The 12,365-nt window shown below is 42.2% G+C and carries 13 protein-coding genes; 8 read left to right on the top strand and 5 right to left on the bottom strand.

Annotated elements, in window-relative coordinates; all coding sequences use genetic code 11:
* From L650_RS0119720 to L650_RS0119690, 7 genes are all read left to right on the top strand, one after another.
* Positions 1-440, top strand: a 440-nt coding sequence (locus L650_RS0119720) for a uroporphyrinogen-III C-methyltransferase (RefSeq protein WP_029774144.1), incomplete at its 5' end; no start/stop codon positions are given.
* 48 nt (positions 441-488) lie between these two features.
* The gene (gene cysD / locus L650_RS0119715; protein WP_004588199.1) at positions 489-1,388 is read left to right on the top strand and encodes a sulfate adenylyltransferase subunit CysD; all 900 of its coding nucleotides are present in this window, start codon (positions 489-491) and stop codon (positions 1,386-1,388) included.
* Positions 1,388-2,812: a sulfate adenylyltransferase subunit CysN gene (cysN, locus tag L650_RS0119710; RefSeq protein WP_024032042.1), complete on the top strand. Its 1,425-nt coding sequence runs from the start codon at positions 1,388-1,390 to the stop codon at positions 2,810-2,812. The genes cysD and cysN overlap by 1 nt, the downstream gene beginning before the upstream one ends.
* Positions 2,813-2,843: 31 nt before the next feature.
* Positions 2,844-4,568 carry an SLC13 family permease gene (locus L650_RS0119705; RefSeq protein WP_029774143.1) on the top strand — a complete coding sequence of 575 codons (1,725 nt, stop codon included), beginning with the start codon at positions 2,844-2,846 and terminating at the stop codon, positions 4,566-4,568.
* A 33-nt stretch (positions 4,569-4,601) separates the two neighbouring features.
* Positions 4,602-5,198 carry an adenylyl-sulfate kinase gene (gene cysC / locus L650_RS0119700; protein WP_024032040.1) on the top strand — a complete coding sequence of 199 codons (597 nt, stop codon included), beginning with the start codon at positions 4,602-4,604 and terminating at the stop codon, positions 5,196-5,198.
* A gap of 5 nt (positions 5,199-5,203) precedes the next feature.
* Positions 5,204-5,974 carry a 3'(2'),5'-bisphosphate nucleotidase CysQ gene (cysQ, locus tag L650_RS0119695; protein WP_029774142.1) on the top strand — a complete coding sequence of 257 codons (771 nt, stop codon included), beginning with the start codon at positions 5,204-5,206 and terminating at the stop codon, positions 5,972-5,974.
* A gap of 156 nt (positions 5,975-6,130) precedes the next feature.
* A complete protein-coding gene (locus tag L650_RS0119690) occupies positions 6,131-6,412 on the top strand; it encodes a hypothetical protein (RefSeq protein WP_029774141.1) in 282 nt (93 codons plus the stop codon).
* 199 nt (positions 6,413-6,611) lie between these two features.
* Here the strand turns inward: L650_RS0119690 and L650_RS0119685 are convergent, their stop codons facing one another.
* The gene (locus L650_RS0119685; RefSeq protein WP_029774140.1) at positions 6,612-7,211 is read right to left on the bottom strand and encodes a hypothetical protein; all 600 of its coding nucleotides are present in this window, start codon (positions 7,209-7,211) and stop codon (positions 6,612-6,614) included.
* Positions 7,212-7,573: 362 nt separating this feature from the next.
* Between L650_RS0119685 and L650_RS0119680 the strand changes: the two genes are divergently transcribed.
* Positions 7,574-8,845, top strand: coding sequence for an aromatic amino acid transport family protein (locus L650_RS0119680; protein ID WP_029774139.1), 1,272 nt, complete (start codon positions 7,574-7,576; stop codon positions 8,843-8,845).
* Between the two features lie 83 nt (positions 8,846-8,928).
* On the opposite strand, the gene speD is transcribed toward L650_RS0119680, so the two are convergent.
* The 4 genes from speD to astD all read right to left on the bottom strand — a co-directional run bounded on the left by speD (position 8,929) and on the right by astD (position 12,350).
* Positions 8,929-9,741 (bottom strand): adenosylmethionine decarboxylase, encoded by an 813-nt coding sequence (gene speD / locus L650_RS0119675; protein ID WP_004588193.1) that lies wholly within the window; start codon positions 9,739-9,741, stop codon positions 8,929-8,931.
* A gap of 88 nt (positions 9,742-9,829) precedes the next feature.
* Complete coding sequence (locus L650_RS0119670; RefSeq protein ID WP_004588192.1) at positions 9,830-10,243, bottom strand: OsmC family protein; 414 nt, start codon at positions 10,241-10,243, stop codon at positions 9,830-9,832.
* Positions 10,244-10,392: 149 nt separating this feature from the next.
* A complete protein-coding gene (locus tag L650_RS0119665; protein ID WP_004588191.1) occupies positions 10,393-10,740 on the bottom strand; it encodes a DUF3802 family protein in 348 nt (115 codons plus the stop codon).
* Positions 10,741-10,880: 140 nt separating this feature from the next.
* Positions 10,881-12,350 carry a succinylglutamate-semialdehyde dehydrogenase gene (gene astD / locus L650_RS0119660; RefSeq protein WP_029774138.1) on the bottom strand — a complete coding sequence of 490 codons (1,470 nt, stop codon included), beginning with the start codon at positions 12,348-12,350 and terminating at the stop codon, positions 10,881-10,883.
* Positions 12,351-12,365: the final 15 nt, after the last annotated feature.

Raw genomic sequence — 12,365 nt, 5'->3', positions numbered from 1 at the left:
CTGCCGCCGCTGGTTGTAGCGCGTATGCGGGTATTCCGCTTACTCACCGCGACCACGCACAAGCCATCCAGTTTGTAACAGGACATTGTAAAAAAGATGGCCAAGAGCTCGATTGGCAATCGCTTGCTAAAGCGCATCAAACTTTAGCTATTTATATGGGCGTTATTAAATCGCCACATATACAGGCTCAGCTTTTAAAACATGGCCGTAGCGCTAATACGCCAGTTGCCATAATCGAAAACGGCACGCGTAAAAACCAGCGTGTTGTTACGGGGCAATTAGGTGAGCTTGCAGATTTAATAGAGCGCAACAGTGTGGTATCGCCAGCATTACTTATTATTGGCGAAGTAGCCGCCCTGCACTCGCAGCTTGCATGGTTTGGCCAAAACGAGCAAACCAGTAGCTTTGCTCAGCCGCTAACCGGCGTATCAAATACATAATTATATTTTACTTAATCACTTTTAATCATTTTAGTAGGACGACTAACAATGGCTTTAACTCACCTTCAGCAACTTGAAGCTGAAAGTATCAAAATCATGCGCGAAGTCGCCGCTGAGTTTGAGAACCCAGTAATGCTTTACTCTATTGGTAAAGATTCGTCGGTACTTTTGCACTTAGCGCGTAAAGCATTTTACCCTGCAAAAATTCCGTTTCCGTTATTACACGTAGACACCAACTGGAAGTTTCGTGAAATGATTGAGTTTCGCGATCGCCTTGCAAAAGAATACGGTTTTGACCTGCTGGTACACAAAAACCCAGAAGGCATGGCAATGGGTATTAGCCCGTTTGAGCATGGCTCGGGTAAACATACCGACATAATGAAAACCCAAGGCTTAAAGCAAGCGCTAGATAAATACGGCTTTGATGCTGCATTTGGTGGCGCACGCCGCGATGAAGAAAAGTCTCGCGCTAAAGAGCGTGTTTACTCGTTCCGCGATAAACACCACCGTTGGGACCCTAAAAACCAACGTCCAGAGCTTTGGAATACTTACAACAGCCAAGTTAACCCAGGTGAGAGCATTCGTGTATTCCCACTGTCTAACTGGACTGAACTTGATATTTGGCAATACATTTACCAAGAAAACATTGAAATGGTTCCGCTTTATTTAGCGAAAGAGCGCCCAGTAGTAGAGCGCGACGGCACCTTAATTATGGTCGACGATGAGCGCATGCCACTTGCTGAGGGCGAAGTACCACAAATGAAGTCGGTACGTTTTCGTACTTTAGGCTGTTACCCACTTACCGGCGCAGTTGAATCTACAGCCAGTAACCTAACAGAAATTATTGAAGAAATGCTGCTATCTACGTCATCTGAACGTGAAGGCCGTGTAATAGATCACGACTCAGCAGGCTCAATGGAGAAGAAAAAACGTGAGGGGTATTTCTAATGTCTACCAATACTAACGACACCATTAACGAAGTAAAAGAGATTGGCATAGACGCCTACCTAGCACGCCAACAAGATAAAAGCTTATTGCGTATGCTTACCTGTGGCAGCGTAGATGACGGTAAATCAACACTGATTGGCCGCCTACTGCACGACAGCCACCAAATTTATGAAGATCAGCTAGCAGCTCTTCATAAAGATAACGAAAAAGTAGGTAACGCAGGCGAAGAGCTAGACTTAGCGCTATTAGTAGATGGCCTACAAGCTGAGCGCGAGCAAGGCATTACTATTGATGTAGCGTACCGTTATTTTTCAACGGCTAAGCGTAAATTTATTATTGCCGACACCCCAGGGCACGAGCAATACACACGCAACATGGTAACAGGCGCATCAACAAGCGATGTAGCCATTATTTTGGTTGATGCCCGCTACGGTGTGCAAGTACAAACTAAGCGTCATAGCTTTATTTGTGACTCACTAGGTATTAAACAATTTGTGGTAGCGATTAATAAAATGGATATCGTTGATTTTGACGAAACCGTTTATGAAAAAATCAAAGCCGACTACCTTAAATTTGCTGAGCAACTTAACGTATCAAACATTAAGTTTGTGCCTATGTCGGCGCTTAAAGGCGACAACGTAGTAACACGCTCTGCTCATACGCCTTATTACACCGACAAGCCATTGCTTGAGCTTTTAGAAGACTCACCAGCGGCAGAAACCGATACCGGCTTTGAAGCTCGCTTACCTGTGCAATATGTAGTGCGCCCTAACTTAAACTTCCGTGGTTTTCAGGGCACATTGGCATCAGGTAAATTACAAGTTGGCGATGCAATAAAAGTATTACCGTCGGGTAAAACATCAAGCATTAAAGAAATTGTGACCTTTAATGGCAACCTAGATCACGCAGAGGCCGGCCAAGCAATTACCGTTACCCTAAATAGCGAAATTGATATTAGCCGCGGCGATGTCATTGTGCCGCAAAGCTCAAGTGCAACGGTTACTAACCTTATACAAGCTAAACTTGTGTGGATGCACGAAGAGCCGCTGGTACTAGGTAAAAGCTACAACATTAAACTAGGTAGCAAAAATACATCAGCCGTGGTTAAAAAGATTGACCACACTATTGATGTAAACACTTTAGAGCACGGCACAGCCGATTCACTTCAGCTAAACGAAATTGCCATTGTCACGCTTGAACTAAGCGAAACAATATTAGCTGACGAGTATCACAACAACCACGAAACTGGCTCATTTATCCTTATCGACCGTTTATCTAACTTAACGGTTGCCGCAGGTATGATTGAGCAAGTACTAAAAAGCGAAAAACAAAACAGCGATTTCAGCGACTTTGAAATTGAGTTTAATAGCTTAGTACGCAAGCACTTCCCACATTGGCAAGCGCTTGATATTTCAAAACTGTAAGTATAAAAATGTCTGTTAGGAATAAAAAAGCATGGTAGAGCAGCTCGTTTTAACAGGCATTATGCTTACCTTAGTTGGGTGCCTTTTTGGCACCCGCATTAATCCAGCATGGTTATTTGTAAGTGCTATTGGTACGGGTTATTTAACAGGCCTGATTGACCTTGAAAGCATGTTAGTAAACTACGCAAACCCGTCGCTCATTACCCTGGTATTATTAGTGCTGGTTTCAATCGCTATTGAAAAAACCACACTCATACAACAGCTTTCCCAATCCTTATCTAAAGGGAGCTTAGTAAATTCGGTAACAAAGCTTGGTTTATCAACCGCGTTTTTATCGTCATTTACTAACAATACCGCGGTTGTGGCATCGCTTATCACCGCCATAAAAGACAACCCAAATCATTCACCCTCAAAGCTACTATTACCGCTGTCGTACACCGCTATATTAGGCGGCACCATTACACTTATTGGTACATCAACCAATTTAATAGTGAACGGTTTTGCCGTAGATGCAGGTATGGCGCCACTGGGCTTTTTTGATTTTACCTTAGTGGGCATTGGCGCATTAAGTGTGGGCCTCATTACTATTTTAGTGATGCTCAAATACCTGCCCGACAACGGCAAAAACACACAAGAGGTTATTCCCTTTTACTTAGAGGGAAAAGTGCAGGCAGGCTCTAAACTTATTGGCCGCACCGTAGAAGAAAACGGCCTACGCGATTTAAAAGATTTATTCCTCGCCGAAATTATTCGTGGCGATGAGCGTATATACGCAGTAACACCTCAGCAAATTATTAGACAAAACGACGTACTGCTGTTTGTTGGCGATATTAAATCGGTGCCCTTATTAAGACGCTTTGACGGATTAAAAGTGGTGCACGACAACCACGAAAAAGACATAGAACACTTAGTTGAAGTGGTTGTAAGCCAATCATCAAAGTTTATTGGCAAAACCGTAAAAGAGGCACGTTTTAGAGAGCAGTTTCATGCCGCTGTTATTGCCATTCGCCGAGGGCATGACCGCTTACAAGGCGGCCTTGGGCAAGTGCAATTGCAAGCCGGCGACTCCTTAATACTCGCTCCCGGTAAAAACTTTTACTCTTTACCTAATTTAAACCGCGAATTTGTGTATATATCGGGGTTTGACTTACAAACACATCTAAAACCTAAACAATCTAATATTGTATTGGCAGGCTTTGCCGCCGTGTTAGGGTTGAGCATTGTAGGTATAGTTCCTTTAGTTAAAGGCCTGCTGGTGTTACTCATTGGCTTATTGCTTAGCGGTACAGTTAAACTGAGCGAAGTAAAACGTCGCTTTCCCATTGAGCTACTCGCCGTTGTAGGCAGTGCCATAGGACTTGCTAAATTAATGATAGAAACTGGGCTTGCCGGGCAAATATCAGATGCCCTATTTATGGTACTAGGTGATTTTGGCCCTTATGGCGCGTTTATCGCCATATTTTTAATGACCGTATTATTCACCGAGCTTATTACTAATAATGCCGCAGCAGCGCTTTCATTTCCTGTGGCTTACTCGCTAGCAGTGGGTTTTAATGTAGACCCTCTACCCTTTATTATGGCGGTAGCGTTTGGTGCATCTGCCAGTTTCATATCGCCGTTTGGGTATCAAACAAACCTTATGGTTTACAGCGCGGGTAACTACCGCTTAAAAGATTACATAACAATGGGCTTGCCCCTTTCTATTATTTATTCAATCACGGTATTAACCTTGATCCCGCTCGTATTTCCTTTTTAATACGGGCGCTTACAGTACAAGAGACACACCACTATGGATGAAAATATTGTTTGGCATAACTACGCAACCACAAAAGCACAGCGTAGTGAGCAAAAAAAGCATAAACCGGCCATTTTATGGTTTACCGGTTTTTCAGGCTCTGGCAAAAGCACCGTAGCCAACGCACTAGAAGCGGCGCTTAATCAGCAAGGTGCGCACACTTACCTGCTTGATGGCGACAACGTACGTCACGGCTTATGTAAAGACCTTGGCTTTAGCGACGAAGACCGCATCGAAAACATACGCCGCGTTGGCGAAACCGCAAAACTAATGACCGATGCCGGCCTATTAGTACTTACCGCGTTTATCTCGCCATTTAGAGCAGAGCGCGACATGGTGCGCAGCCTAGTAGATGACGGCGAGTTTATTGAAGTATTTATAGATACCCCGCTTGATGTATGCGAAAGCCGTGACCCTAAAGGCTTATACAAAAAAGCCCGTGCAGGTGAGATTAAACACTTTACCGGTATCGACTCAAGCTACGAAGTACCCAACAACCCAGAAATAATTTTAGATACCAGTAAAAACACCCTAGACCAATCGGTTACACAACTGATAACGTATCTAAAACAAAAGCATATTATAGGTTAACCCCAATGAACCAAACCGAGCTACTAGAAGAAACCCTCATCCTTGCCCGCAAAGCAGGCCAAGCCATAATGGGGATTTACGAAAAGGACTTTAACGTTGAATACAAAGCCGATGAAAGCCCAGTAACCGACGCCGACTTAGCAGCTCATAAAGTCATTGTGACAGGGCTAAAACAGCTCACACCCGACACACCTATACTTAGCGAAGAAAGCGCTGATATAAGCTGGGACATTCGTCAAACATGGAAAAGCTACTGGTTAGTAGACCCAATCGACGGCACTAAAGAGTTTATTAAAAAGAACGGCGAATTTACCGTAAATATAGCCCTAATCGAAAACGGCAAACCTGTGCTTGCTGTCGTTGATGCGCCCGCGCTTGGCGTATCGTACTTAGCCAGTAACGACATTGGCGCGTTTAAAGATAAAGGCGATGAGCGCATCGAGCTTAAAGTAACCACCAAACCTAATAAAGGGTTAATCCGCGTGGTGGGCAGTCGCTCGCACCCATCACCCGATTTAGCCGAGTTTGTAAAACGCTTTGACGACGTTGAAATGGTCTCAAAAGGCAGCTCACTAAAATTATGCTTAGTTGCCGAAGGCAGTGCTGATATTTACCCGCGCTTAGGCCCAACCTGTGAGTGGGATACGGGAGCTGGCCATGCTATTGCTGAAATAGCCGGCGCTAAAGTAACCAAGCTCGATGGCAGCCCACTTATTTATAACACCAAAGATGAGTATTTGAATCCGTATTTTATTGTTTCGGCTTTAGAGGGATAAGAGCAGTTTCGAGTGGTTAGCTATCAGTTGTCAGCAAGATAAGTGATAGCTTTAGCTCTGTATATTATCAATAGATGACCACTCCTAATCTGTTAACTAAAACGCCTTTTAAGGTTTATAAATAAAGAACTTAAAGAAAAAATAAAGGCAGTCAGTATGGATAAAAAGAAGGTTATTGTTTTATTGTTTGGCATTTTATGGTTTGTGTTAGGAGCTACTTTTTTCATAGGTTTTGAGTCAGTAGAAAAGCTGTTGTTCTGCGTGTTAGTATTTTTCTTCTGTTATAGATATATCTATGCATTTATATTAAAAATAAGTATTTATACACCGTATACCGGTGAGGAAATTCCTCCTACTGAAGGTAATTTAATAAAGCGGCTCTTTATGCTGATTATAGGCATCGGTGCGTGCACCTATTTTACTTTCTTTATTTCTTAAAAAGCATATTAGCCCAAAAGCCTGAACAACCCCTAAAAGAAAAGGTTATATTATCACTTGGTATGTTTATAACGTTGCTGTGTTTCAGTACGCTTTATCAATTGGTAGACAAGTTTTTTAGTGCGAAATAGCGAGGATGGTTAACGGGTACTACACATCGAGGAGACCATTGCCTAGTATAAAGCGCTTGTTGTATGCTTTAGTTAGCAGGCTTATTTCTGTATCTACGCAACTTTCTTAATAAGTGTTCAGGATCTTCGTCTGAGCCTTTAGCTCTCAAATATTCTTCGGCTACTTCATATTGCGAACGTTTTTTCTTTTCATTACTAATAGCTTCCATAGATAACGTCATCTCTAAAAATTTAACGTCTTGCTTTTTTGCTTCTCGCCCAGAAAAGTTTCCAATGCCTTTAATAGGCTTTCCATAAAATGATTCTTCAAGATCAACTTTACCAGCTTGTAGCATATACACTTCATAAATCTCTGATATTTTGAGAAGTAATTCAGGTGGTGGGTAAATCCCAAGCTCCATGAAATATGCAAGTTTACCAAGTGGATCTTCCGACACTAAAGGGCGGTCTCTTTCTAAATTTAACTCACTATAAAAGTGCTTATTAAGGTACTCCCACGCCTCCTCTAATTCATTAATGGTTTGCTCATTAATATCTAGGTATTTACTCTTCATAACAGCCCCTGAAAATATTACGGTAAAAATAAGCGCAGCAATTATGCTACCTAAAATATTTAAAGCTAATATACCACTTGGTTTCTTGTGCCACTTTATAGAATTATTGCTCATACTATTACCCCTTAATTAGTTAGGAAATAATTATTAACGAAGTCATTACAATAAGTAAGGACACTCAAGCTTTTAGATATCCGTTGCCACATCTACTCACTAAAATCTAAAACACTATAACTAAAATAAAGTAAGAATTTAGAGGAGCAATGGCGTGTTGGGTTTCGCTTCGCTCTACCCAACCTACAACTGTGCTGGTTCGGGTATTTGTTTATTTTTACAGCGCCGTTTCGTATTCATGACACTTTTGGTGCAACGGCGTCTAATTAATTAGTCTACAAACCCCCTCAAAACATGAAACTTTTAGCTAAAAACTATATTCTTGCGCGCGATTATTATTTAAATAATGGATGAGCACACACATGACACCATCACAAGATGCAACGCTTTCAAATGCATCAACAACAGGTGAACACACACCTACTTCTAAATGGAACCTGCACGATACGCAGTGGACGTTAAGCCTTTTTGGTACCGCCGTTGGCGCGGGCATTTTATTTTTACCTATTAACATTGGTATAGGTGGTTTTTGGCCGCTTATTATTATGGCGTGTTTAGCCTTTCCAATGACCTTTTTAGCACACCGTGGCTTAGCCCGCTTTGTGTTGTCGTCTAAAAACAAAGATTCAGATTTTACTGATGTTGTTGAAGAGCACTTTGGTGTAACGGCGGGTAGATTAATCTCTTTATTATACTTTTTATCTATATTCCCCATTTTGCTTATTTACGGCGTAGGCTTAACCAATACCGTTGACAGCTTTATGGTTAACCAAATGGGCCTTGAGTCACCTTCTCGCGTGTTGCTTTCGGGTGTATTGGTTGCCGGTATGATTAGCCTAATGATGGGCGGTGAGCGCTTAATGCTGCGCGCGTTCGCTATTTTGGTGTATCCGCTTGTAGGTATTTTATTTTGCTTATCGCTCTATTTAATCCCTAGCTGGCAAATGCCTGATATGAGCCTACCTGAGGCGGGCAGCTTTACAAAAACGCTGTGGTTATCTATTCCTATTATTGTGTTTTCGTTTAGCCATGCGGCGGCTATTTCAAGCTTTGTGAACGTGCAGCGTGGGCATTATGGCAATCAGGCCACTAATAAGGCTGAGGCTATTTTAAAGCGCACTAGCTTACTGCTTATTGTATTTGTACTGCTGTTTGTGTTTTCGTGCGTGCTTTCGCTTACTAGCGAGCAAATGGCGGCTGCTAAAGCGGCTAACGTATCGATTTTATCTTACCTTGCTAATATCACCAGTAACTCGTATATCGCGACCCTTGGGCCGCTGGTTGCCTTTATTGCGATTACGTCATCGTTTTTAGGGCACTTTTTAGGTGCACGTGAAAGCTTTACCGGTTTGGTGACTAAGCAAACAAGCTTAAGTGCTAAAGTAGCCGACAAAATTGGCGTATTAATTATGTTTTTTGCTATTTGGTTTTGCGCGGTTAAAAACCCAAGCATTTTAGACATGATGGATCAGCTCTCTGGCCCTATCATTGCGATGATTTTATTTATTATGCCAATGATTGCCGTATACAAAGTGCCTTCGCTGAGTAAATACCGCAACCGTTTAAGCACATTGTTTGTACTTGCTGTGGGCTCACTAGCCGTATGTGCGCTTATTTACAGCATGCTTAATTAAGCGAATTGCTATAAATGCCCCACATAAAAAATGGCGCTCACTGAGCGCCATTTTTAATACAACTAAATTGCTTTTAAACTAATTTATTCTGCGTCTGGTAGGTTACGACCGTAGAATATTTCCTGCATTTCGCGGGTTAGTTTAGAGCGAATTTCTTCTTCTTCCTCATCCGACAGCTCATCAGTAGATAGGCCGAACAGGTAAGTGTTTAAGTCGGTTTCTTTTAACATCATTTTGGTGTGGAACAGGTTTTCTTGATACACGTTCACGTCCATCATTTGGTACGCTTCTTTGGTATCTTCTGTCATGAAGTTTTGAATCGAGTTAATTGCATGGTCAATGTAGTGTTTAACGCCGTTTACGTCGCGGGTAAAACCACGTACGCGGTAGTCAATGGTTACTACGTCTGACTCAAGGCTATGAATTAAGAAGTTTAACGCTTTAAGTGGCGAAATAATGCCACAGGTAGATACTTCAATATCAGCACGGAATGTACAAATACCATCATCAGGGTGTGCTTCTGGGTAGGTATGTACACAAATGTGGCTTTTATCTAGGTGCGCAACAACGGAATCTGGTAATGGGCCTGGCGCTTCGTCAGCATCGTAATTTTGCTGCTCTTCTACCGGCTCTTCCGAAACCAAAATAGTCACACTTGCGCCTTGTGGTTCATAATCTTGGCGCGCCACATTTAAAATGTTAGCACCAATAATATCAACAACATCACCTAGTATGTCGGTTAGTCTATCTGCACTGTACTGCTCGTCGATATATTCAATGTATTCTTTACGTTGTTGCTCGGTCTTTGCGTAGCAAATGTCGTAAATACTAAAGCTTAAACTTTTGGTTAAATTATTAAAGCCATGAAGTTTAAGTTTATCGAAGGGTTTGTTCATGATAAACCAACCTATAAATTAGTGAAATCTGCACCTGCAGAATGAAAAGTTCGCGGATTTTATACGAATTTTCCTCACGGAAAAAGCGTTATTTTACCTGTTCTTGCACAACTTCGTGGCTGTGGGTAATTTCTACTGTTTTATCAAGCATTAAAGCAACAGAACAATACTTTTCAGCAGAGAGCGAAACCGCGCGCGCAAGGTGTTTTTCCGAGACATTATTGCCTGTAACAACAAAGTGTAAATTAATTTTAGTAAATACACGAGGCGCTGTTTCGGCGCGCTCTGAGCTTAGTTGTACTTGCACATCAGAAAAATCTTGTTTGGCTTTTTTTAAAATACTTACAACATCTACCGACGAGCAACAGCCTACCGACATAAGTACCATTTCCATTGGACTTGGTGCAGCGCTGTCGCTACCGGCATCAAAAACTACATTGTGATTAGAATTAGAACGGCCAATAAAGGTGTCGCCTTCAACCCATTTTACATTTGCTTGCATGTGTTTATCTCTAAAAAAATTTTGTTGATTGTATAACAATCTGCAACGATACGTGAGCGCTGAGATTAAATTTAGTGGTGTTATTAATAAGGCGAGAAGTAATAGGAGCGCAGTTATTAGGTAATACTGCGCTGTGTTAACGGGTAACGTTAAGAGGTTTGTGTTACCGCGTTATCAAATAAGTTTTTAATAAGCCCAGCAAACTCATCTATAAATGCGTGTTGTTCAACCGTAACGGGTTGTGAGGTTATGCTGCTTAGTACTTCTTGTAAGTCGTAAACAATACCGTCTACCTCGCGCACTATTTGGCTGCGTTGTTCGGTATTAAGATTGGTATGTTGTTCACAAATTAGCATAACGTTATGCGCTATTACGTCTTCTATGAGTTCCATAACGGTAGGGGCACCGGGTTTGATTTCGCCTGGCTTCTCAAATAACGCTAAATTTTGAGTTAGATACATGATCAAGTCATCGTACCCTTGCCTGTCTAAAACCATTGTGATTTTCACCTTTGAATAACTAATTGCATAGATTTAAGCAGAAAGCGCCACTAATTACTAGCTTTGCGCGATACCAATACAAAAAAAGCAGCCTAAGCTGCTTTTCTCATTCTTTATAACTACAAATAGAACAGTAATTAATCTATTTTTAAGCCTGGGCTTAGTGTTGCTGGCATCGTTACTTTTTCAAGTTCTACCGAAGCTACAGGGTATGCACAGTAGTCGGCTGCATAATATGCGCTTGCTCTGTGATTTCCTGATGCGCCAATACCACCAAATGGGGCTGCACTTGATGCGCCTGTAATTGGGCGGTTCCAGTTAACAATACCGGCACGAATACGACGTAAAAAGTGATTGTAGTCGGCTTCGCTATCGCTTAATAAACCTGCTGATAAACCAAAGCTGGTATCGTTTGCTTTATCAATTGCGTGGTCAAAGTCATCAAAGCGGAACACTTTTAATAATGGGCCAAAGTGCTCTTCATCTGGGAAGTCGCTAATTGCTGAACACTCAATAATACCCGGTGTTACAAAACCAGTATTGGCTGTGTGCTCAAGCTCTACTAGTACTTCACCGCCAAGCTCAACCAGCTCGTTTTGTGCTTTTACCATGCCTGCTGCAGCCGCAGATGAGATCATAGAGCCCATAAATGGCTGATCTTCATCATCGTAGTTGCCTACTTTAATGGCTTTAGTTGCAGTGATAAGGCGCGCTAAAATGTCATCGCCTTGCTGGCCTTTAGGTAAAAATACTTTACGTGCACAAGTACAACGTTGACCGCTTGAAATAAACGCCGATTGAATAATATCGTGTACCGCGGCTTTAGTATCTGCCACATCTTTAATAATCAGTGGGTTATTGCCACCCATTTCAAGCGCTAAAATTTTACCCGGTTGACCCGCAAACTGCTCATGTAAAATATGTCCAGTGCGCGAAGAACCCGTAAAGAATAAACCATCTATGCCTTTATGCGCAGCAAGGGCTTTACCTGTTTCTACTTCACCTTGAACAAGGTTAATTACACCGGCAGGTAAACCGGCTTTTTCCCATAGTTTAAGCGTAAGCTCTGCCACCATTGGCGTAAGCTCTGATGGCTTAAATACTACTGTGTTACCGGCTAAAAGCGCTGGCACAATGTGGCCATTAGGTAAGTGCCCAGGGAAGTTATATGGGCCAAATACGGCAACTACACCATGTGGTTTATGACGGATCATCGCACGCCCTACCGGCATAGCGTTTTCAACGTCGCCAGTGCGCTCTAAAAATGCTTTTTCAGAAATGGCAATTTTACCTACCATAGCGCCCGCTTCTGTACGCGTTTCCCACAGTGGCTTACCGGTTTCTTGGGCAATCGCAACAGCAAGCTCTTCGCTGTGCTCTTTAAGTGTTGCTGCAAAGGTTTTAACTATCTCTAGGCGCTCGTTAAAGCTTTTATCTGCCCAGCTGTAAAATGCTTCGCGCGCCGAATTTACTGCGCTATCTACTTGCTCTGCAGTCGCTGAAGATGCCTGCCAAATAACGTCGTTATTTGCAGGGTTTACTGAATTAAATGCGTTGCCTTGGCCTTGTGACCACTGACCATTAATAAATTGTGCAGGATGAGTCATTATACTTTCTCCTTA

Origin of the sequence: Pseudoalteromonas sp. TB51 (assembly GCF_000498055.1) — a bacterium.
GTDB classification, from domain to species: domain Bacteria; phylum Pseudomonadota; class Gammaproteobacteria; order Enterobacterales; family Alteromonadaceae; genus Pseudoalteromonas; species Pseudoalteromonas atlantica.
Note: the sequence above shows the minus strand (reverse complement) of the source record. Positions and strands in the feature narration are given on the sequence as shown.